The following is a 20,461-nucleotide window of genomic DNA, read 5'->3' on the forward strand; positions in this document are numbered from 1 at the left end:
GGTCTAAGGGCGGCGACATGAAACGTCTCGCTGTCTACTGCGGCTCTGCCAGTCCCGCAGATCCCCGTTACATCGAAGTCGCTGCGCACGTTGGCCGCACGCTGGCCGAACGCGGCATCAGTGTGGTCTATGGCGGCGGACGTCTGGGCCTGATGGGCGCGGTCGCGACAGCAGCGCTGGAGGCCGGGGGCGAGGTGATCGGGGTGATCCCCGAGGCGCTGGTTTCGTCCGAAGTGGCCAACCGCGAATGCACCGAACTGCGCGTCGTCGCCAATATGCACGAGCGCAAGGCCGCCTTTACCGACTTGTCCGACGGTTTCCTGACCATCCCCGGCGGGGTCGGCACAATGGATGAATTGTGGGAGGCGATCAGCTGGGCGCAACTGGGCTATCACGCCAAGCCCGTCGGCCTGCTCAACGCCTGCGGGTTCTATGACCACCTGCTGGCGTTCAACCGCCACATGATCGAGGTCGGCTTCATCCGCGAGGCGCACGCCGGCATCATGATTGCCGAGAATGATCTCGACCTGCTGCTCACGCGAATGGCGGCCCACGTGCCGCACACGCCGATCTTCGCGATGAAGGCCAGCGATCTTTAGGCGCGACTGTTAAGGCGCGGCAACCGGATGCGTTGTGCCGGGCTTGTTGAGTCGGCGGAACAGGCGGCCCTTTTCGCTGAACAGCACCAGCGCCAGCGTCAGCACGCCTGACAGGACCAGCGCCTGCGAATAGGGAACTGCCGTCTGGTCATAAGACTGGCCCACTGCCCAGCCGATCAGCGATGCCAGCACCATGCGGATGAAGGCCTGGACAGAGCTTGCCGCGCCGGCGATTCGCGCGAATGGTTGCAGCGCGATGGAACCGAAATTGGCCCCGACGAAGCCCATCAGCATCATCGACAGCGTCTGGACGAAGACGAACTGCCACAGCGTCTGGTGGCCGCTCTGCGCCAGAGAGTACTGGACCAGCGAGATGGTGAGGTAAGTCAGCAGTGCAGCGTGCGACACGCGCCGCGCACCGAAGCGTTCGACTATGCGCGAGTTGGCGAAGTTCGATGTCGCCATGGCCAGCGCCATGCCGCCGAAGATCAACGGGAACAACGTGCCGGCGCCGAAATGTTCGGCTACCAGCTGCTGGCTTGACTGAATATAGCCCCAGCCGACGCCGAGCATGCAGGCGCTACCCAGAACATAGCCAATCGAGCTGCGGGTCATCACCGCCTCGCCCATGTTGCGCGCAATGGTCGCCGGGCGGATGGTCTGGCGGTATTCGGGATGCAGCGTTTCGGGCAGGCGTTTCCATGCCCAAACCATCATTAGTACGCCGACAAGGCCCATGGCGCCGAAGATCCAGCGCCAGCTGGCAAACAGCATGATGGCCTGCCCGATCGACGGCGCGAGCATCGGCACGACAAGGAAGATCATCGCAATCATGGATTGCAGGCGGGCCATGCGGTCGCCTTCGAAACGGTCGCGGATGATCGCCTGCGGCAGCACCGACAGGCCCGAACTGATGATACCGAGCAGGAAGCGCATGCCGATCAGCACGTCGATATCGGTCACCAGTGCAGATGCGAGCGAGAGCACGACGTAGCCCGCCACGCAGACCAGCAGCACCGTCTTGCGGCCATACCGGTCAGCCAGCGAACCCGGAATCAGCGAACCGACGCCCAATCCCAGCAGAAACATGCCGATGATCAGCTGCCGCTTGTTGGGATCGGTAACATTGAGCTCGTTAGAGATCAGCCCGAGCGCGGGGAGCATGGCGTCGACAGCAAAGGCATGCAGCGCTTGCAACAGCGCGAGCATGATGACGAGCTCGCGCTCGCTGATCGCAGGCTGGCTCTGGGGTGGGTCGGGGAGCATCGCCCGTCAATGAACGCAAGTGCAGCATTGTTCCACCCCCAAGGCGAAAAATTGCCGCGCATCAGCCAAAATCGAATAGGCTGCACGAATGACGGACGACGATTCCGACAACGCCTTTGAACCCATGGGGCTGCGCAAGATCATCCATGTCGACATGGATGCCTTCTATGCGTCGGTCGAACAGCGCGACGATCCCGCGCTGCGCGGCAAGCCGGTGGCGGTGGGCGGTGACGGCATCCGCGGGGTCGTGTGCGCGGCGAGCTATGAAGCGCGCAAATTTGGCGTGCGCTCGGCAATTCCTTCGTCGATGGCAAAACGCCTATGTCCGCAACTGTCTTTCGTCCGCCCGCGTTTCGCCGTCTATCGGCAGGTTTCCAAGCAGATCCGGGCGATCTTCGATGAATTCACCCCACACGTCGAACCGCTGGCGCTGGACGAGGCCTATCTTGATGTCACCGATGACCTCAAGGGTATCGGATCGGCCACCCGCATTGCCGAGCTTATCCGCGCACGGATCAAGGCGGAGACCGGGCTAACGGCCAGCGCGGGGGTGTCGTACAACAAGTTCCTCGCCAAGATTGCCAGCGATCAGAACAAGCCCGACGGGCTGTGCCTAATCCGGCCGGGCGAGGGTGCGCGCTTCGTCGCCGACCTGCCGGTGCGCCGCTTCCACGGCATCGGCCCCAAGGGCGCGGAGAAGATGGAGCGGCTGGGGATTCACACCGGCGGCGACATTGCCGCCAAGGACATGATTTTCCTGCGCCAGCATTTTGGCAGCCAGGCCGATTACCTCTACCGCGCGGCCCGCGGCATCGACCTGCGCCGGGTCAGCGCCAACCGGGCGCGCAAGTCGATCGGGGCGGAGCGGACCTATGACCACGACCTGTCAACCGGCCCGGCCCTGCACGAAGCGCTGGAAAAGATCGTTGCCCTCGTCTGGGCGGACATTGATAGGCTCCACGCGCGCGGGCGGACAATCACGCTGAAGCTGCGCTATGCCGATTTCAGCCTGAAAACCCGCGCCCGTTCACTCGATGCGCCGGTGGCCTTCCGCGACCAGTTCGCCGGGATCGGCCATGCCCTGCTTGATGAGCTGCTGCCCCTGCCGCAGCCGGTGCGGCTGCTCGGGCTGACCCTGTCCTCGCTACAGGGTGAGCGGGGCGAGGGTGTCACTCCGCCGCGCGACGAGCAGCTTTCGCTGCTCTAACCCAGTCGGGGATTCGTCCCTGAAGTTGCCGGGCGAGGTCCTCGGGCAGGTCCGCCACGGCAAAGAACCGCGCTTCCGCGATCTCGCGGCCATCGGGCACCGGGGTTTCATCGGTCCAGCCGGCGACAAGGTGGATATGATTGTGTCCGCCGCCAAGCGGCTCGATGGAGAAATCGACATCGACCAGCGGGACGAGGGTGAGCGCCACTTCCTCGCGCACTTCGCGCTGCGCGGCGACCAGCACGTTCTCGCCGCGCTTGATGCCGCCTCCCGGCATCATCCATCGGCGCGAGCCATAAGAATGACGGATCAGCAGCACACGTTCGTCCGGATCGATCACCAACACGCGGCAGCCGGTGACCGTGCCGCTAGTCGCGTGCCACCATAATGCTCGGATGGAATGGGCAGTGCGCAGCGCGGCGATGTGCAGGGGGCGGGGGATCAGGTGAAACATGTCACCGGCGCGGTTGCCGCCTTCAGCAGTCGTGCAACCGGCAGGTCATGCTCGCCCGCCAACGCAGCTTCGAACAGCGCGCGTTTTTCGCCGCCGCGCATGACGAACATCAGCGCGTCGCAATTGATCAGCGCCGGGATCGTTAGGCTCAGGCGGTCGAACGGGGCTTCGGGGGGCAACGGATCGGGCGTTATGCGCCGGACGCGGAGCGGATCATCGGTCTGCGGGTCAGTGTTGGGGAACAGCGAGGCGATATGCCCGTCACCCCCCATGCCGAGCCAGGTCAACGCGAAATGCGGCGGCGCGGCGTGTTCGGCCAATGGCACGATCCGCGCGCCGACCGGTTCCAGCAGCGCCCGGATGCGGCCGACGTTCGACGCACTGTGATCCTCGGGCACGATCCGGTCATCGCCGGGCCAGATGGAAATGCGGGACCAGTCAATATCGCGGCCTGCCAGTTCGGCGAGGATCGGGAAGGGCGTCGATCCGCCCGGGACGGCTACGGCAATGTCATCCCCGGCTGCGACGGCCCGGGTCAGGCGGTGTTCGATCCAGTCGGCAATATCTGCGTCGCTGGCGTTCTCGATAATCTGTGCAGGCATGAGGCCGCACCTAGCACAAGTGCGGCCCCTGCTAAGGCCAAAAGTCAGCCAATCACGCTGGAAAGGAACCAGACGCGCTGCTGCGCCTGATCGGTCCAGTCATCAATCACGCCGTCGGTGGCATTGTCGCCCGCATTGCCTGCTGCTTCCTTGGTGGCGCGCAGCTGAGCGATGTACGTCGTGTTGTCGGCCACCAGTTCCTTGACCATGGCTTCGGCGGACAGGTCGCTGGCATCCTGATCCTTGATGGCGGCGCGTCCGGCGATGGCCCCGATCGAAGTGAGCGTCGGCGCGCCGTTCTTGCGCACACGTTCGGCGATCAGGTCGGTCAGCGCGAAAATCTCGGTGGCCTGCTCGTCAAACAGCAGGTGAAGGTCGCGGAACTGCGGGCCGCGCACGTGCCAGTGGAAATTCTTGGTCTTCAGGTACAGCGCAAAGCTGTCAGCCAAGAGCTGGTTGAGCTCGTCAATCAGTACGGTGTGGGCGTTCGTCTTGCTATCGGTCATGGTGTGATCCCTTCGTATCCCTTGCAACGAAGAGTATATGGGGCATGTTCCGTGATCTGCTAAATTAGTTAATATGGCCAAATTGATTGCCTGAGGCGATCAAGGGATCCCGCGCCATACCAGCACCAGACCCGCAATGGTCAGAAAGGCCCCCGCCATCCGCCGCAGGGTCGCCATCGCAGGGTGGGCCATGACCTCGGGCGCGATCCACGCGGTGGTCAGGCTGGCCGTGCCGGCGGCAAACGCGCCGATTCCCGCAGTCACTGGCGATGCCGTGAGCAAGGCGAGCGCGACGACCATGAAGCGCACCGCGTCGGTCACCTGCTGCGCGGCGATCACCACCAGCGCGGCGAACAGCGATCGCGTCGGCTCCTCGGGCGGCTTCCTCGCGCCGAGCAGCACCGCCTCGCCGCCAGCCAGAACCAGCGCAATGCCGGCGAAGATCATCTTGGCACCGCTGCCCGGCACCTGCTCGGTGAGCGTGGTAGCCAGCCAGGCTGCGCCGGCGCAGGTCAGTGCCGTGGCCAGCACGCCTACCGCGAGCAGGCCCGGGCGCGGCCCCTGCCGCAGGGCCATCTGCGCCACCAGCAATTGGTCACGCGCCCCCAGCGAAGCCAGGAGCGCGGTAAGAAAGGCGAAGAAGAAACCGCTCACCCGGGCAGCTTTAGACAGGTTGCCGGGGTGATCAAGCGGTTACCAGACCTGATACCACCGGCGCGGACGGGGATCTTCGTAAGTCAGGCTATCGACGGGAACTGCCATGCCAGCAGGAGCAGGCGCCGTGACCACCTTGGTGTGCGCCTCGACAGGCTCGGTCACAACGACGGGCTGGGCCGACTGGCGCTCGGCAATGTCGGCGCGGCTTTCGGCGCGGGCGGCGCGCAGCTCCGCGTCATGGCGCGCGGTTTCGGAATCGAGCCTGGCACGGTCGCGTTCGCGCGACAGGCGCATACGGTCATACTGCCAGAGCGACAGCTTGTGGGCGATGACCATGAGCAGACCGCCGACCAGAGCGACGTGGCTAAGGATTACCGGCACCTGCGTCGGATCGCTGAACTGGTTGTGGACCAGCAGGATGGTCATCGCGGTGAAGACCGCCAACGCCGTTGCGGAAATGCCCGTGACAATACCGATGGCCAGGCAAATGCCAGCGACAAGCTCGAAAATCGCGACCGGGACGACGAGTGACTGGCTCATTCCCGTCTGGGCAAAGCCGGCAGCGGCGGTGGCCGGGGCCATCAGCTTGTTGGCGCCAGAAACAATAAATAGCAGGGCGATCAGGATACGGCCGATTGCAGCGACAAAAGCGGACATGACGGCTCTCCGAAAGGGTGTCTTGTTTGACCCCTAACGGACGGATGCCTGCGATGTTCCCGTTAGGACCGGAGCCTAGAGCTTGGGCAGAGTCACCCCGCGCTGGCCCATGTATTTACCGGCCCGGTCGGCATAGCTCGTCTCGCAGGGTTCGTTGCCCTGCAGGAACAGGAACTGGCACGCGCCTTCGTTGGCATAGATCTTGGCCGGCAGTGGCGTGGTGTTCGAGAATTCGAGCGTGACGTGACCTTCCCAGCCCGGTTCAAGCGGGGTCACGTTCACGATGATGCCGCAGCGGGCATAGGTGCTCTTGCCCAGGCAGATCACCAGCACGTCGCGCGGCACGCGGAAGTACTCGACCGTGCGGGCCAGCGCGAAGGAATTGGGCGGGATGATGCAGACGTCGGTCTTGCGGTCGACGAAGCTGTTCGGATCGAACTCCTTGGGATCGACCACAGAGCTGTTCACATTGGTGAAGATCTTAAACTCGTCCGCCACCCGCGCGTCATAGCCATAGGACGAAAGCCCATAGGAAATGCAGCCCTCGCGCCGCTGGCTCTCCACGAAAGGCTCGATCATGCGATGATCGTTTGCCTGCTGCCGGATCCACTTGTCTGAAAGAATCGCCATGACCGCGTGATTCACGAAGGCGGCGATGAGGGCAATGCTTGGCTCCGGTTTTTCCCCTCACTTCGCCGTCGTTACTTCACCGGCAGGGCAAAGGCGACATAAGCCGTTCCCTGCGGCCCTTTGGGATCGCGTGTGCCGCTGGTGGCGATAACGATGAACTGTCTGCCGCGCACCGAATAGGTGATGGGGCTGGCGACACCGGCGAAGGGCAATTGCGCCTGCCAGAGCAGCTTGCCGTTATCAGCATCGAATGCGCGGAACTTGCGGTCAAAAATGGTCGCGCCGATGAACACCAGACGGCTGGCGGTCAGCAAAGGGCCTCCGTAGTTTGGACTGCCCGTGTCCTTCATTCCCGCTGCAGCAAGCTCGGGATATTCGCCCAGCGGCACCTTCCACAGCAGCGCGCCGGTGTTGAGGTCAATGGCGTTCATCGTCCCCCAAGGCGGGGTGATGGCCGGGTAACCATCGGGATCGCGAAAGCTTTCATAGCCGGCGAACAGGTAAGGGTCCTTGCGGTCGCCTATCATCTTGCGGTATTCAGCGATCAAGCCGGGCGGCAGGTGGCTCGGCAGTCCACCTTCGGTCACCGGGGGCTCCAGCAGCCATTCAAACAAAAGCTTGCGCTCCACTCCGGCAAGCTGCGGGAAGGCGGGCATGCGGCCCTTGCCGGTGTCGAGGAGCGACGTGACTTCCGTCCTTCCCATGCGCCGCGACAGGCCGATCAGCGCGGGCATTTCAGGAGGAGTCCCGGCGCGGTCCGGCCCGTGGCATGCCGAGCATTGCTGATCGTAGATGGCCTTGCCGGGATGAACCTGCCCCTGCGCCACGTTCCGCCGCAGCATGCCGAGTGAGGGCACGTCCTGCGCGTTGATATAGAGCACGCCGCGCGACGGATCGACCGCCGCCCCGCCCCATTCCGCGCCGCCATCATAGCCGGGCATGATCACCGTCTTCTGGCCAACGGCAAGCGGCGTGTATGGGCCTGTGCTGCGCGCCGTGCGAAGGGCTTTGAGCACTTCTGCCCGCGCATGCGGTGTGCGGTTGGTGATCATGTCCTCGGTCATGACCTGCCGCGAAATCGGCGCCGGCAAGGTTGGTCTCGGCTGGGTTGCCGCGCTGTATTCGCCTGGAACGTCGCTCTGCGGCACCGGAGTTTCAACGATGGGGAACACGGGCTTGCCGGTCGCGCGGTCGAAAACGAAGATCAGGCCCTGCTTGCTCGCCTGGACCACGGCATCGATTTTGCGCCCGTTCTGGCGGATCGTGACGAGCGAGGGCGGGGCCGGCAGGTCGCGGTCCCAGATGTCGTGGTGCACGGTCTGGAAGTGCCAGATGCGCTTGCCCGTGGAGGCATCGAGCGCGATCAGCGAATTGGCGTAGAGGTTGTCGCCCTTGCGGTCGCCGCCGTAAAAGTCGCTCGCCGCTGATCCGGTGGGCACGAAGACGATGCCGCGCTGTTGATCGAGCGCCATGCCCGCCCAGTTGTTCGCCGCGCCCGAACGGTCACGCGCACCTTCGGGCCATGTCTCCGCACCGGGTTCGCCGGCCTGCGGGATCGTGCGGAACGACCAGCGCAGGGCCCCTGTGCGCACGTCGAAGGCACGGATGTCTCCCGGCGGCGCGGGCAGCGATTCGCTGGTGCGGAAGCCGGTGATGATGAGGTCCTGCCAGATCACTCCCGGCGAGGTGAGGAAGACGGCAAGGCTCTTGGGATCGCGGCCAAGTCCTTCGCGCAGGTCGATGCGGCCTGCCTTGCCGAAAGAGGGGATCGGTTTTCCTGTCTTCGGATCGAGTGCGTAGAGGTAGTGCGATGTCGAAGCGAACAGCGCCTGTTCCTTGCCGTTCTCCCACCAGCTGACCCCGCGCACCGGCTGGAAGCCCGGCGCATCGGGCGTGAATCGCCAGAGCTGCTTACCGCTGGCTGCTTCGAGCGCCATGACGCTCTGGTCGGGCCCGGCGACATAGAGCGTGGTGCCGATCATGATCGGGCTGAATTGCAGCGCGCCTGGGCCAGTATCGATCCGCCATGCCTCGCGCAGGGAAGCGACATTGCGCGGCGTGACTTGCTTCAGGGCGGAAAAACGCTGTCCCTGAGCATTGCCCCCATAGGTCCGCCATTCCTTGCCGGGGGCGCTGGCGCCGGGGGCAAGAGGCAGGGCTGCCGCTGCCGCCAGCAAGGCCAGATTGCCGAGCTTTGGCAAGCGGTAGGAACCAGTTCTGGACATCGAAACTCCCCCGGACGCGGGTGTGGCCGCGTTATCTGACTTCTTTCGCCCCCAGATGGGGATTGAGCCGTGTGATCAGGTTAAGCCACAGTTTCGGCCGGCGTACCATCTTTTGCGGAACGTCCGATTTCAGCCCTACGATCTGCGCGATGCGGGCGACGAAATGGATGCAGTTGCGCTGATCGAGCAGGTAGCGCTTTTGCCCGGGCGCATCCTTCCACGCATTCACCTCGGCAGCGATCTCGCGGTACTGGGCATCGCTGATCGGCACTGCAAAATGCCGGTTGGTGGAAGCAATGTACTTTTCTTTTTCCACCTGGATGATGCCGGGGACCGGGCCGGACAGCGCCGATAGGGCTGAGGCGCTGGTGGAATAACCGTAATTCTCATGGACCCGCGTGCCGTTCGCCAGTGTCCCGTCGAGCACGATGAAGGCGTGGGGATAGCGCCCGCCGAGGTAGGACCCGTTGAACGAATGGAACGCCAGCGTCACCTGCGCCAGCGCGGGTTGAGGAATTAGCGAAACGAGAGCGAAAAGAAAGACGGCTAGGAAGCGATGCATGATCGCTTCCTAGCCGTCGGGGGGTATTCCGTTAAGTCCCTAAGAGACGATCAGAAACGTGCGGTCGCCGTCACGAAGATCTGGCGCGGGTTGCCGTAGAACGCGGTCAGCACGCCTTCCTTGCCGAGCGCCGGGATCAGCGCGCCGCCGCTGTTGGTCGAAAGCACACCGGTCGTGGCATTGGCCGCCATGAAGGTATAGCCCGAGGTCTTGTAGCGGGTGTTCGTCAGGTTCTTGCCGAAGACGCCGATGGTGAAGCGTTCACCCGGAGCGTGGTAGACAAGGCTGGCGTCATAGAGCTGGTAGGCGGGCTGGTCGAGGTAGGGGTTCGGCACCTCGAAGTTGGTGGTCTTGCTCTTGAACGACATGCCGCCGGTTACGTCGACCCGGCCTTCGCCAACCGCCACGCCGTAGCTGAGAGAGGCGTTGCCGGTCCATGCTGGGGTGTTCTGCACCTTGCGGAACGCGGCAACGTCGGTCGGGACCGAGGCGATGTTGGTGACGTACTTGAGGAACTTGGCGTCGATATAGCCCAGCGAGCCGGTGAAGGTCAGGCCGGTGCCGGCGCTGCCTTCGATCAGCTTGATGCGGGTTTCCAACTCGAAGCCCTGCATCCGGGCCTGGCCGGCGTTGGAGACCACGCCGCAGAAGTTCGGCAGGCCGCCGATCAGGCAGGCGACCGATCCTGGGATCTGCACGTCGCTATAGTCCATGCGGAAGGCGGAGGCGGCGACATAGACACGGCGGTCCATCAGGCTGGCCTTCATGCCCACTTCGTAGCTGTTGACCTTCTCGGGCTTGAACGAGAGGAAGGCAGCGATTTCATCGTCCGACAGGGCCTTGTCGCCATTGAGGTCAGGCGCGTTGACGCCGGCACCGCGCGGATCGAAGCCGCCGCCCTTGAAGCCCTGGCTGAAGCTGGCGAAGATCGTCGCGTCCTCGCTCGGCTTGAAGCTGACGGTCGCTTTCGGCGTGAACTTGGTGAACACGCGCTGGCCGCGGAAGTTGGTCGCAGGCGCGCCAAAGGCAATGCCCGGGCTGCCGAACACCGGCGAACCACCGGCGAGGAAGGACTGGCGCAGAATATAGCCCTTGCGCTTGTCCCAGGTGTAGCGGCCGCCGACCGAGACACTGAACTGCGGCGTGAAATCGTACGTAATGTCGGCAAAGCCGGCTGCCGTGTCGGTGCCGATGTCGGCATTGGTATAGGCCGCAAAGCCCGGCGAGGTGGTGTAGAGCCGCGATTCAAACTGCGTCAGCGCCGAGGCATCAAGGTAATAGAAGCCGAACAGGGCCGAGAGATTGCCGGTCTCGACCAGCGCCTGCAGTTCCTGGCTGAACTGGCGGTTGCGGTAGATGCCCGGGACGTCGAGATCGGCCGTGGGCAGCGCGTCGAAATCGATCGGGGTGGTCGTATCGTCCTTGCGGTAGGCAGTGATCGAGCGGAAGGTCAGCCATTCGGCCGGGTTGGCTTCCATGAACAGCGACAGGCCCCATGCCTTCACGTCCTGGTTCGGTGTCAGCAGCGCGCCGCGCGTGTCATAGACGTTGGCCAGCACCGGCGCCACGGAAAGCTGCGCCGGGATCAGGCGGTGGCCGCCGCGCGGGTTCGACTTGTCGTGGGTGAAATCACCCGACAGGCGCGCGAAGAAGTCGGTGGCGTGGACTTCGATGGTGCCGCGCCCGGCCCAGATGTTCTTGTCATAGTTGTCGAGCCCTGTGGTCAGGTTCTTGCCGAAGCCGTCGCGGGTGAGGCGCGCAACCGCGCCGCCGACGCGGATCGTGCCGTCGCCGATCGGGGCCGATGCCGAGACCACGCCGTCCATCTGGTTGTACGAACCATAGGTCGCGCGGGCAGAAAGGTGCATCACGTCATCGATGCGGCGGGTGACATACTTGACCGCACCGCCAACGGTGTTGCGGCCATAAAGCGTGCCCTGCGGACCGCGCAGAACTTCGATGCGCTGGACGTCATAAATGTCGAGCACGGCAGCTTGCGGGCGGTTCAGGTAAACATCGTCGACATAGATGCCGACGCCCTGTTCGAAGCCCGAAACCGGGTCCTGCTGGCCAACGCCGCGGATGAAGGCGGTGAGCGTGGAGTTGGTGCCGCGCGAGGGTTCGAGCGTGACGTTGGGGGCAAGATCGGCCAGCGCGGTGATGTCGGTCGCGCCGGAATTGGCCAGCTGCTCGCCCGAAATGGCGGTGATGGCTATAGGCACGTCAATCAGCGTTTCCTCGCGGCGGCGGGCGGTAACGGTGATGACTTCGCCGCTGTCCACGCCTTCATCGGCGGCGGCGTCCTGCGCGAAAGCCGGTACGGTAAGCGAGGTGAGGGCAGTGGCGGCAAGCGCCATGCGAACGGTGTGACGCGCAAAGGTCATCTGAATCTCTCTCCCAAAGGGCGCACTTCGCGCCGCTCCATGATTGGCCCTTTATTGAAAGTTGAACCACCTTTCAACTTTTGATTGGCAGCGCGTCGAAATGACCGTAATGCGTTGCGCGGAAGCAACAGGCAGGCCAGACGGTGGCCGTGCTTGGGGAGACGACGACCTTGCCTAAGGATTCCGCCCTGCCATCGCGCAACGGCGCTGCCAGTCCCGGCAAGGAACCGCGCACCGCGCGTGGCCGCGAAACGCTTCGCCGCCTGCTAGACGCTGCCGCCGCCGAATTTGGGGAGCGCGGTTTCCACGAAGCCTCGATCAGCGGCATCACCCGCCGCGCCGGCACTGCGCTCGGCAGTTTCTACACCTACTTTGATTCCAAGGATTCGATCTTCTCGGCGCTGGTCACGCATATGAGCCAGTCAGTCGCGGCGGCGGCTGCGGCGGCAGTCGCGCCCGGCAGCACCGGCGTGCGGCGCGAGCGTGAAGCGCTGGCCGGCTTCCTCGCTTTCGCGCGCCAGCACAAGGAGCTTTACCGGATCATCGACGAGGCCGAATTCGCCGATCCGGACGCCTATCGTGCGCATTACATGGGGACTGCAAAGCGCATCGCCGCTCGCTTCGATGAAAGCGTGGCGGCGGGCACTATGTCCCCCGGCGACAACGAAGTGCGCGCCTGGGCAGCCATGGGAATGAACGTCTTCCTTGGCCTGCGCTTCGGCGTCTGGGGCGAGGAGCGCGAGCCTGATGACGTTGCCGCCGAGGCCGAGCGCCTGCTGCGTGATGGACTGGGTCCGCGCGGCTAGACCGCTGCCCGCCGGGTCATATCCCCGCCCACCACTGATATCCGCGCGCGTCCTCCCAATAGCCGCCCTTACCGCCGTAAAGCCCGGCAAGCGAGCTACGCGCTTCGATCCGCATCACGTACTTCGCGTGCTTGTAGCCCAGTTGCCGCTCGGCGCGCAGGCGGATCGGCGCGCCGTGAGCGACCGGCAGCGGCTTGTCATTCATCGCCCAGGCCAGGATCGTCTGCGGATGGTGCGCCTCGATCAGGTCGAGCGATTCGTAATAAGGGGTACTGCCGAAACGGTCAGCGCAGTGGAACACGATGTAGCGCGCGGATGGCAGCAGGCCGGCCATCTTGAGGATCGGCCCGAGCTGCGGCCCCTGCCACTTGCCGATTGCGCTCCACCCTTCGACACAATCATGCCGGGTGATCTGCGCTCGCTGCGGCATCGCGCGCAAGGCATCGAGCGGCAAGTCTAGCGGGCGCAGCACCAGCCCATCGATCTTGAGCGCCCAGCGCGCGAACTGGTCCGCCCCATGGCCGCTCCACTCGGCATGGCCCTTCACATTGGTATTGCCGTTGGCGCGGAACACCGGCGACATTTGCGATACAGCGAATTCTGCGGCGAGCGCGTCGCCGGCAATGCCGCGCTGGACGCCGTAGTGGGCATCGGCTGCGGCTTCGAGGACCGATCGGAACGGGCCGGGCTGCGACAGCCGGTCACAGCCGGACAGCAGCAGTCCACCGGTGCCGAGCGCTCCGGCCGAAAGCAGGCGGCGGCGCGAGAACTGATCAGTCATGCGCAGCCTCCTTCTCGGCGGGTCCGGGCGGTAGGCGGAACCAGCCGGTGACCATCGAACGCACCTCGTTCACCGGTCCCGCGAGCACGACCATGGTGATGTGGACGATAAAGAACAGCACGATGCCGGTGGCGCAGATAAAGTGGATCGAGCGCGCCGATTGCCGCCCGCCGAAAATCTCGGGGAGCCACGGGAACGCAGCGTTGAGCGCCGGCGCCATGGCCATCCCGGTCAGTACGAGCAGCGGCAGAAGCACCAGCAACACACCGCAATAGGCCAGCTTTTGTAATACGTTATAGCGTGCGGCGGCTTCGCCCGTGGGGAAACGTAGCGCCGCGTGGGCCTTGATATCCTGCCAAAGATGCGCGGGCGAGAGCTCGGCAAGGCGCGGGCGCAGGTCGCGCCACAAGTGGCCGTTGACCATGGACCAAGCCAAATAGACGGCGATCGCTGCCCCGAATATCCAGGCAATAGCGATGTGCCACAGCCGCGCATCAGCGAGGCTGTACGTCGAAGGGATCGTCGCCCAGCCCGGAAACTGCGGCAGTTCCAGCCACGCCTTGTCCGGGTTCGCCCCGATGTGACCCCAGTAAAGCCGGGGATGGGCGTTGGAGATCATCAGCCCGCTCATCAGCATGATCGCCACAACGGCAGCGTTGAGCCAGTGCCACAGCCGCGTCGACAGCCGGTGGCGCTTGACCATCACCGGCTGGGAAACCTGCAGAGGCGCTTCAGGTATGTCCATGGGCGCGAGGCTAGCGGTGAAATCAGCGCTCGGCAAATCCCCGCGCATCGCGTGCAAGCGGCATCCGCAGCGTGTTCTGCAACATGGCAACGCCAAGGTATTGGCCGACAAGGCAGGGCAACTCTATCAGCTGCGCCTCGTTCCACGTCTGCTTCAGTTCGGCCCAGGTGGCATCACTGATCATCTGCCGGTCGAACAGTTCATCCACCGCGCACAGGATCGCCTTTTCGTGCGAGGTCCAGCCTTCGGCTTCGGGCCCGGCGCGGACCCGGTCGGTATCCGCCTCGGTAAACCCCATTTCGCGCCCGATCAGCACATGCTGACCCCATTCATAGGGCGCTCCTGCCAGCCAGGCCGTCCGCAACACCGCCAGTTCACGTTCGCGCGGGGGGATGGCTGATCCGCTGAACAGGAAGATGCCGGTTTCCAGCTGCAGGCGGAACAGGTCCGGATGGCGGGCAAGGACGGCGAAATAAGTGGTCAGAGTCTCGGGCGCTTCCAGCCCCAGCGTGGAGCCGATGCGCCGCACCAGTTCGCGCACTTCGCTGCCCAGCTCGTCATCGGGCAGCGGCTCGATGCGGATCGGCGCGCCAATGATCTCGGCCTCGCGCGCGGCAATGTTATCAGCCGTTTTCACCGGTAGCTCAGCCCCGGATTTTCCTCGGCCAGCATGATGCGCAGCGAATTCTGGACATAGGCGGTGGCGACATATTGCCCGACCATCATCGGAAACTCGATTAGCTGCGCCTCGTCCCAGCTCTGGGCTAGCATCGCCCAGGTGTCATCAGCGATGGCATGGTCGCCCACCAGCTCCTCCACCCCGCGCAGGATCGCCTTGTCATGCGCGTCCCAAGCGGGATCGGCGGAGCCGCGCGTAACCCGCTCGACCTCCTCTGTCGTCACGCCCATGCGCTTGGCAATGTCGACATGCTGGCCCCATTCGTAAGGCGCGCGGCACAGCCAGCCGATGCGCAGGATCGCCAGTTCGCGTTCCCGCGGCGGAATGCGGCCGGTGAAGATTGTCGTCCCCATTTCCATCTGCCGCGCGAAGACTTCCGGGTGCTTCATCATGGTGCGCATGTAATCGGGGATATTGTCCGGCGTCACCGGCTGCGCTCCGGCCCCGGCGCGCACGGCATTGACCAGTCCAAGCGCCTCACGGTCCACCGCATCGCCGGTCAGCGCGGCAATCCTCGGACCATCGCCCACTACCTGGCGTTGCCTTTCCGGCAAATCGAAAGAAATCCCGCCACGCTCGATCGCGCTCATCCTGCCGCTCCCAATCGGTTTGGCAGCAAGCTAGGCATATGTGCGCGCCCCGCAAGCCGGAGGCAGAGTGATCGCCGGGAAGATGCGCGTTGACCCAAACCCGCCCCCTGTGCCAAAGCGCCGCCGCTGGCACGCGGGTGTAGCTCAATGGTAGAGCAGCAGCTTCCCAAGCTGAATACGAGGGTTCGATTCCCTTCACCCGCTCCATTTCTAGGTCCACAGACGTTCACATACGTCTAGACAAACCCCCAAAAACTGAGGTATTTAGCGGTTATTCGGGCCATGAGCGTCCACCCGCGTTTGCAGCCAGCCAATAGCCGCTGGGGGTATGATTGGGGGGCATTCGCAAATTCGTCGACTCGATACCCCCACGGTTGGGGGTATATTGGGGGTACGGACACCCCGGAGAGGCTGGGAAAACCGTGGCTTTGACCGATGTAGCAATCCGTAATTCCAAGCCCGGATCGAAGGCGATCAAGCTGACGGAGACGCCCGCGCAGGCATTGGACAAGGCGCAAGAGTACTTTGAAGAGTGGTTTCCTACTGCGAACCAATTTCATGGCTCTGCGCTGCATTCCATGTCGCAAGATTGGCTCAAAAAAGCTGCGTTCGACATGCACCAAGCAACTGAGCGCCTCTACCATTGCGTGCTGCTAGTTTGCACGTTCTATACGCCGTTATGCCGCGCGCGGCATAACGGTGTTTATGCCGAGCGTCACACTATGCCGCGTGGACATAAAATGCCCCAGATATCTGCGGGTTTAGGAGTATTCGGCTCGGCATAGTTTCAAGTTCCCTGCGCCCATCACGCGCGCGGAGGAACGACGATGATCACCGACGATTGTTTGAACACAAGCAGTGTCGTGAGGCGCCTGAACGAAGGCCCTTTCTGCGAGCACATCGATCTCTTGGTCGAGGAGCTTCAGCTGGGTCGCTACAGCCTGGTCACGAGCCATCGATATTTGAGCCTTGCTGGGGATTTCGGGTTCTGGCTGACCGGATTGGACCAAGAAACTATGCCGAGCCGATGACTCCTAGACCCGCGGAAAATCCGGGCATTTTACGCCCACGCGGCATAGTGTGACGCTCGGCATAAACGCCGCACGTTCACAATCTGGGTTTCCTGCGCACACAGGCCGAGAGGATCGATCGGCGGCTGACCTACGTCTGGCCGGTCGACAACCGCAAGGACCGTGCGCTGTTCGAGAAGCTCAAGGAAGCTTACGTCAAGGCGCGTTACTCGAAGCACTACCGCATCAGGAAGGACGAGCTGGAATGGCTCGGTGCGCAGGTCGAGGAGCTCGGCCGCGTCGTTCACACTGTCTGCTCGGAGCGGATTGATCTGTTGGCAAAGGACGCAGGCGCAGCTGGCTGAACGCAAGCTCTTTGCACAAAACTGCGCAGCTTCAATGTTCATAGATGACAGAGTGATTGGCTGTTGAATTGCTTCGCCACTGCACGTTGCGAGCGATGCCCCAGTTGCTGGCCCGGACGCCGTCGGGCAGTCATGTTTTTGGTGGATTTTCAATAGGTTTGTAGGCTGAAGAGGTCAGAAATTTGGATTGCCGCCGTATTTGGCGAGTACTTTGCACTCCACCAAGTGCCGACAGCGTCTGGGAAAACAGACAACCCTTGCGAACCGGGTGCGAGTGGCGCGACCCTTCCTTCTCTCAAACGGAAGCGAAGGAGTCGCGTGATCGAGTACTTTGCTGGTCTTGATGTATCCGTCGAAGAAACCGCGATTTGCGTGGTTGGTGACGACGCGAAAGTGGTGGTCGAATGCGCCGTGGAAACCGACCCGACCGCGATTGCGGAGGCATTGCGCGCGTACCTGGACCGCTTGCGCCGCGCCGGCCATGAAGCTGGATCGCTGTCGCCATGGCTGCACGGCGAGCTGTTGGCGCAAGGTGTTCCCGCCATTTGCCTGGAGAGCCCCCGCATCATCATGTCGTGCTGCATCCGCTGGCGCAGCGGGCTGATGGGAGTGGTCGAAGTGGTAGCCATGGCAAGTTCCTCTCGTTGAGGGGACTCGCATGGTCAGACGGTGACCTCTCCCCGCCCAAAACCTATGAATATCACGCTACCTCGCACCCATGCGACCCTCCCGCGGAGCGGGTCGTGCTTGTCAGCGACTACAGACATAAAACTCCTTACCACGGCAATTCCGACATCCCGGATGGCACCTTGCAGGACGAGAAAACCAGTTTTGCAGAATTGGAAAGGCCTTCGCATCGAATTGGCTTGACCAATCCATATCCAGTCGCTTGTTTCAGTGTATAGGGCTCACGCAACCAGCCCACTTTCTCGAGCAAGGGGACAACGTCCTTATGAAGATGATCTCTGGACTAGCAATTTGTCTTGCCGCCATGGGCACCTTCGCAAGCGAAGGCAGGGCGGAGATAAGCACACCAGCCTCAATCGTTGTCCATGCCGACAAGCCTGGCCCGACGATCAGCCGAGATATTTTTGGCCAGTTCTCCGAAATGCTCGGCAACGGCGTTTATGGCGGGATCTGGGTGGGCAAGGATTCTGCCATTCCCAACGTCCGCGGGATCCGCAGCGACGTTGTTGCTGCCTTGCGCGAACTTCGCGTGCCCGTAGTCCGTTGGCCAGGCGGTTGCTTTGCCGACAAGTATAACTGGCGTCACGGCATCGGACCTTCTGCCGCCCGCACAGCAACAGTCAACATGTGGGGCAACGTTGTAGAGCCAAACACATTTGGCACTGACGAGTTCATGGACTTCGCCGGCCAGATCGGCGCCGAGGCCTACATCAATATCAATATGGGATCAGGATCGCCGGCAGAGGCAGCAGACTGGCTTGAGTACATGACCACGGACCAGCCTTCCACGCTGGGGAAGCTGCGTGCAGCGAACGGTCATCCCGCGCCTTACAAGATCAAGTATCTGGGTGTTGGCAATGAAAGCTACGGCTGTGGCGGCGGCATGACTGCCGATGAATATGTAACCCAGTACAAGCGCTATGCGACCTTCGCGAAAAATCTGAATCCTGCCCAGAACGGGCCGGTGAAATTCATCCGGTCAAAGGATGCGATGCTGGAGATTGCCGTCGGTCCTGACAGCGAGAAGACCGAATATACCGATGCGGTGATGAAAGCTTGGTCGCAGCGCCCCGCCTACAGCTGGGAAATTCATGGCCTGTCGCTGCATCATTACACCGGCGGAGCGCAGGGCGTGCTGGCCTCGCCCTCGTCCCATTTTGGTGAAGCGGAATATGCGGCTTCATTGAAGAACACGCTGAAAATGGAAGAGCTCATTCGCATCCATTCAGCGGCAATGGACAAGTACGATCCGGAGAAGAAAGTCGGTCTTATGGTCGACGAGTGGGGCCTTTGGGCCAAGCCGCTGGATGGCACGAATTTCATGTTCCTGCGCCAGCAGGGAACCCAGCGCGATGCGCTCCTCGCAGCAATCAATCTCAACATCTTTGCCCGGCACGCCGACCGCGTTCGCATGACCAACATCGCGCAGATGGTGAACGTCATCCATGCCATGATCCTTACCGACGGCCCCCGGATGCTGAAGACGCCGACCTATCACGTGTACCGGATGTACGTGCCGTTCCAGGATGCGACGTCGATCCCCATGGAACTGCAAGGTGACGACTACCGGTTCGGCGACTTCCGCACGCCCCTGGTCGACGGGATCGCGGCAAGGGGGAAAGACGGCAAGATCTGGCTGGCGCTCGTCAACCTCGATCCTGCCAAGATAGCCGACGTCACCGCTACGATCGCAGGCGTGGCAGCCAGCCGCGCGTCGGGAGAGGTCCTGAGTGCGGCAAAGGTTGATGCCGGGAACACATTCGACAACCCAGCTGCAGTGGCTCCAGTCGCTACCCGCGTGGAATTTCAAAGCGGGAAGCCGATATTTCGCCTGCCTCCGCTTTCGGTAACGGTCGTGAGGCTCGAGAACTGAGCCTCACGACGCGGGATTTGTGTGCAGCCTTATCCTTTTGAAAACCTGGATTCTATCAGTGCCCGGTCAATTCCTTGGATCGCATTCCTGGCTTTTATCAGCGGCCCAAGCGATCGCAGCCTCCAAAAGGGCGACGTGCTGAGGCTGTGAATAGGATTCCGCACGGTGGCCAATGGCCGAGTAAAAGGCACGCCCTTTGCCGATGCACTTGGTCCACGCCAGCGGATGGTCTCCCATGCGCAAATCCTGTCCATTTGGACCAACGGGTTTGTAAGTCGACTCATCAAGCGTCAGGATGACCTTGGCCCCGGCGATCCGTGGATTGGTTTTGAACGAATACCATTCATCGTTCATCGTCCATTCGCTGGGCAGCCCCTTGGCAATTGGGTGCGAAGCGTCTGCGATCGACACCCGCGCATCTTGAAACTGCGGTGCCATGGGGTGTCCCTTGAAGCGCGCACCAAGCAGGCCATCGGCATACCAGTCCCAGAAATAGGCCGGGTCGCCGCCGGCACCATGGATCGCAACAAAACCGCCGCCGTTTTCGATATAGACCTTCAGTGCACGCCTTTGTGAAAGCGTCAGCACATCGCCGCTGTTGTTGTTCCAGAGCACCACATCGAACTGACCGAGGGTTCTTGCATTGAAGGCGCCGCCCTTGTCGGTTGCGGCGATGGCCCAGCCCTTGCGCGCAGCCATGGCGACGAAGGCGTCGTGCGCAGCGGGCACAGCGTCTGCGTGATAGAAACCGTTGACCTTCTGGAACAGGAGGGCGCGAGGCTTGCCTTTGGCGAGGTTGAACTTCGGCCGCACGGTATCGTAGCGAGCGCAGCGGGCAATCTTGTCCGCATTTGTCACAGGCAGAGCGCGCAACTCGGGATCGATCGTGGTGAGTACGGTGGGCGCTAGGCCGACCAATTGCGATGCCTCACGAAGCGTGAGGATTGCTGCAAAAGTTGGCGGAGTGGTCCCTGCGAACTGCGGCGGCAACCGGCTGAAGCGCCCCGGCGCGGCCTTATCCAATATGGCTCGAGCTGCAGGACTGAGCAGCACGTCTATGAACGGCGAGTCGATGGAAAACGGGGCATCGCGCTTAGCGCAATCGACCAAAGGCGCGGCAGTCGCAGCGGGGGCGCTCAAGACTCCGGACACGGCAACAAAAGCCAGCAGGGCGGA

General features: G+C 62.9%; 22 protein-coding genes, 1 tRNA gene and 1 pseudogene. 9 read left to right on the forward strand and 15 right to left on the reverse strand.

Going from position 1 to position 20,461, the window contains the following annotated elements; translation table 11 throughout:
- The first annotated feature begins 17 nt into the window (after positions 1-17).
- The gene (locus WG900_RS15430) at positions 18-599 is read left to right on the forward strand and encodes an LOG family protein (protein ID WP_339968415.1); all 582 of its coding nucleotides are present in this window, start codon (positions 18-20) and stop codon (positions 597-599) included.
- A gap of 9 nt (positions 600-608) precedes the next feature.
- Here WG900_RS15430 and WG900_RS15435 read toward each other — a convergent pair whose 3' ends face one another.
- Positions 609-1,865 (reverse strand): multidrug effflux MFS transporter, encoded by a 1,257-nt coding sequence (locus WG900_RS15435; protein ID WP_339968418.1) that lies wholly within the window; start codon positions 1,863-1,865, stop codon positions 609-611.
- An 88-nt stretch (positions 1,866-1,953) separates the two neighbouring features.
- Here WG900_RS15435 and dinB point away from each other — a divergent pair, with 88 nt between their 5' ends.
- A complete protein-coding gene (gene dinB / locus WG900_RS15440) occupies positions 1,954-3,072 on the forward strand; it encodes a DNA polymerase IV (protein ID WP_339968420.1) in 1,119 nt (372 codons plus the stop codon).
- Here dinB and WG900_RS15445 read toward each other — a convergent pair.
- The 9 genes from WG900_RS15445 to WG900_RS15485 all read right to left on the reverse strand — a co-directional run bounded on the left by WG900_RS15445 (position 3,035) and on the right by WG900_RS15485 (position 11,749).
- Positions 3,035-3,526, reverse strand: a complete 492-nt coding sequence (locus WG900_RS15445; protein ID WP_339968422.1) for an NUDIX domain-containing protein — start codon at positions 3,524-3,526, stop codon at positions 3,035-3,037. The genes dinB and WG900_RS15445 overlap by 38 nt on opposite strands.
- Positions 3,514-4,128, reverse strand: coding sequence for a 6-phosphogluconolactonase (locus tag WG900_RS15450; protein ID WP_339968423.1), 615 nt, complete (start codon positions 4,126-4,128; stop codon positions 3,514-3,516). Before WG900_RS15450 ends, WG900_RS15445 begins: the two co-directional genes overlap by 13 nt.
- 44 nt (positions 4,129-4,172) lie before the next feature.
- Entirely contained in the window at positions 4,173-4,634 is a 462-nt protein-coding gene (locus WG900_RS15455; protein WP_339968425.1) for a Dps family protein, read from the reverse strand.
- A 99-nt stretch (positions 4,635-4,733) separates the two neighbouring features.
- The gene (locus WG900_RS15460; RefSeq protein ID WP_339968428.1) at positions 4,734-5,288 is read right to left on the reverse strand and encodes a TMEM165/GDT1 family protein; all 555 of its coding nucleotides are present in this window, start codon (positions 5,286-5,288) and stop codon (positions 4,734-4,736) included.
- 39 nt (positions 5,289-5,327) lie between these two features.
- Positions 5,328-5,948: a DoxX family protein gene (locus WG900_RS15465; protein WP_339968430.1), complete on the reverse strand. Its 621-nt coding sequence runs from the start codon at positions 5,946-5,948 to the stop codon at positions 5,328-5,330.
- Positions 5,949-6,023: 75 nt separating this feature from the next.
- Positions 6,024-6,578, reverse strand: a complete 555-nt coding sequence (gene dcd / locus WG900_RS15470; protein WP_339968432.1) for a dCTP deaminase — start codon at positions 6,576-6,578, stop codon at positions 6,024-6,026.
- 71 nt (positions 6,579-6,649) lie between these two features.
- Positions 6,650-8,803, reverse strand: a complete 2,154-nt coding sequence (locus WG900_RS15475; protein ID WP_339968435.1) for a pyrroloquinoline quinone-dependent dehydrogenase — start codon at positions 8,801-8,803, stop codon at positions 6,650-6,652.
- Positions 8,804-8,834: 31 nt separating this feature from the next.
- A complete protein-coding gene (locus WG900_RS15480; RefSeq protein WP_339968437.1) occupies positions 8,835-9,365 on the reverse strand; it encodes a hypothetical protein in 531 nt (176 codons plus the stop codon).
- Between the two features lie 50 nt (positions 9,366-9,415).
- A complete protein-coding gene (locus WG900_RS15485) occupies positions 9,416-11,749 on the reverse strand; it encodes a TonB-dependent receptor (protein ID WP_339968439.1) in 2,334 nt (777 codons plus the stop codon).
- A gap of 170 nt (positions 11,750-11,919) precedes the next feature.
- Here WG900_RS15485 and WG900_RS15490 point away from each other — a divergent pair, with 170 nt between their 5' ends.
- Complete coding sequence (locus tag WG900_RS15490; protein WP_339968441.1) at positions 11,920-12,555, forward strand: TetR/AcrR family transcriptional regulator; 636 nt, start codon at positions 11,920-11,922, stop codon at positions 12,553-12,555.
- A gap of 16 nt (positions 12,556-12,571) precedes the next feature.
- Here WG900_RS15490 and WG900_RS15495 read toward each other — a convergent pair whose 3' ends face one another.
- Genes WG900_RS15495 through WG900_RS15510 form a run of 4 tightly spaced genes read right to left on the reverse strand, consistent with a single transcriptional unit; the run spans position 12,572 to position 15,350 of the window.
- Complete coding sequence (locus tag WG900_RS15495) at positions 12,572-13,336, reverse strand: molybdopterin-dependent oxidoreductase (RefSeq protein ID WP_339968444.1); 765 nt, start codon at positions 13,334-13,336, stop codon at positions 12,572-12,574.
- Positions 13,329-14,081 (reverse strand): cytochrome b/b6 domain-containing protein, encoded by a 753-nt coding sequence (locus WG900_RS15500; RefSeq protein WP_339968446.1) that lies wholly within the window; start codon positions 14,079-14,081, stop codon positions 13,329-13,331. Before WG900_RS15500 ends, WG900_RS15495 begins: the two co-directional genes overlap by 8 nt.
- A gap of 22 nt (positions 14,082-14,103) precedes the next feature.
- The gene (locus WG900_RS15505) at positions 14,104-14,718 is read right to left on the reverse strand and encodes a carboxymuconolactone decarboxylase family protein (protein WP_339968448.1); all 615 of its coding nucleotides are present in this window, start codon (positions 14,716-14,718) and stop codon (positions 14,104-14,106) included.
- Positions 14,715-15,350 (reverse strand): carboxymuconolactone decarboxylase family protein, encoded by a 636-nt coding sequence (locus WG900_RS15510; RefSeq protein WP_339968450.1) that lies wholly within the window; start codon positions 15,348-15,350, stop codon positions 14,715-14,717. Before WG900_RS15510 ends, WG900_RS15505 begins: the two co-directional genes overlap by 4 nt.
- 133 nt (positions 15,351-15,483) lie before the next feature.
- Between WG900_RS15510 and WG900_RS15515 the strand changes: the two genes are divergently transcribed.
- From WG900_RS15515 to WG900_RS15540, 6 genes and pseudogenes are all read left to right on the forward strand, one after another.
- Positions 15,484-15,557 (forward strand) — tRNA-Gly (locus WG900_RS15515).
- A 215-nt stretch (positions 15,558-15,772) separates the two neighbouring features.
- Positions 15,773-16,135, forward strand: coding sequence for a hypothetical protein (locus WG900_RS15520; RefSeq protein ID WP_339968451.1), 363 nt, complete (start codon positions 15,773-15,775; stop codon positions 16,133-16,135).
- A 42-nt stretch (positions 16,136-16,177) separates the two neighbouring features.
- Complete coding sequence (locus tag WG900_RS15525) at positions 16,178-16,381, forward strand: hypothetical protein (RefSeq protein ID WP_339968454.1); 204 nt, start codon at positions 16,178-16,180, stop codon at positions 16,379-16,381.
- 65 nt (positions 16,382-16,446) lie between these two features.
- Positions 16,447-16,725 (forward strand): annotated as a pseudogene (locus WG900_RS15530) (HEPN domain-containing protein); the annotation flags it as partial.
- Positions 16,726-17,043: 318 nt separating this feature from the next.
- On the forward strand, positions 17,044-17,373 hold the full coding sequence (locus WG900_RS15535) for a hypothetical protein (RefSeq protein ID WP_417598146.1): 330 nt from the start codon (positions 17,044-17,046) through the stop codon (positions 17,371-17,373).
- Positions 17,374-17,677: 304 nt separating this feature from the next.
- Positions 17,678-19,285, forward strand: a complete 1,608-nt coding sequence (locus WG900_RS15540; protein WP_339968456.1) for an alpha-N-arabinofuranosidase — start codon at positions 17,678-17,680, stop codon at positions 19,283-19,285.
- A gap of 66 nt (positions 19,286-19,351) precedes the next feature.
- Here WG900_RS15540 and WG900_RS15545 read toward each other — a convergent pair whose 3' ends face one another.
- Complete coding sequence (locus tag WG900_RS15545) at positions 19,352-20,338, reverse strand: ThuA domain-containing protein (protein WP_339968459.1); 987 nt, start codon at positions 20,336-20,338, stop codon at positions 19,352-19,354.
- Positions 20,339-20,461: the final 123 nt, after the last annotated feature.

This window comes from Novosphingobium aquae, assembly GCF_037572715.1.
GTDB classification, from domain to species: Bacteria; Pseudomonadota; Alphaproteobacteria; order Sphingomonadales; family Sphingomonadaceae; genus Novosphingobium; species Novosphingobium aquae.

Coding starts and splice junctions, on each gene's coding strand:
- WG900_RS15480 (WP_339968437.1), bottom strand. CDS start 9,365: ATGCATCGCTTCCTAGCCGTCTTTCTTTTCGCTCTCGTTTCGCTAATT.
- WG900_RS15500 (WP_339968446.1), bottom strand. CDS start 14,081: ATGGACATACCTGAAGCGCCTCTGCAGGTTTCCCAGCCGGTGATGGTC.
- WG900_RS15475 (WP_339968435.1), bottom strand. CDS start 8,803: ATGTCCAGAACTGGTTCCTACCGCTTGCCAAAGCTCGGCAATCTGGCC.
- WG900_RS15540 (WP_339968456.1), top strand. CDS start 17,678: ATGAAGATGATCTCTGGACTAGCAATTTGTCTTGCCGCCATGGGCACC.
- WG900_RS15445 (WP_339968422.1), bottom strand. CDS start 3,526: ATGTTTCACCTGATCCCCCGCCCCCTGCACATCGCCGCGCTGCGCACT.
- WG900_RS15525 (WP_339968454.1), top strand. CDS start 16,178: ATGATCACCGACGATTGTTTGAACACAAGCAGTGTCGTGAGGCGCCTG.
- dinB (WP_339968420.1), top strand. CDS start 1,954: ATGACGGACGACGATTCCGACAACGCCTTTGAACCCATGGGGCTGCGC.
- WG900_RS15430 (WP_339968415.1), top strand. CDS start 18: ATGAAACGTCTCGCTGTCTACTGCGGCTCTGCCAGTCCCGCAGATCCC.
- WG900_RS15450 (WP_339968423.1), bottom strand. CDS start 4,128: ATGCCTGCACAGATTATCGAGAACGCCAGCGACGCAGATATTGCCGAC.
- WG900_RS15485 (WP_339968439.1), bottom strand. CDS start 11,749: ATGACCTTTGCGCGTCACACCGTTCGCATGGCGCTTGCCGCCACTGCC.
- WG900_RS15435 (WP_339968418.1), bottom strand. CDS start 1,865: ATGCTCCCCGACCCACCCCAGAGCCAGCCTGCGATCAGCGAGCGCGAG.
- WG900_RS15495 (WP_339968444.1), bottom strand. CDS start 13,336: ATGACTGATCAGTTCTCGCGCCGCCGCCTGCTTTCGGCCGGAGCGCTC.
- WG900_RS15510 (WP_339968450.1), bottom strand. CDS start 15,350: ATGAGCGCGATCGAGCGTGGCGGGATTTCTTTCGATTTGCCGGAAAGG.
- WG900_RS15455 (WP_339968425.1), bottom strand. CDS start 4,634: ATGACCGATAGCAAGACGAACGCCCACACCGTACTGATTGACGAGCTC.
- WG900_RS15465 (WP_339968430.1), bottom strand. CDS start 5,948: ATGTCCGCTTTTGTCGCTGCAATCGGCCGTATCCTGATCGCCCTGCTA.
- dcd (WP_339968432.1), bottom strand. CDS start 6,578: ATGGCGATTCTTTCAGACAAGTGGATCCGGCAGCAGGCAAACGATCAT.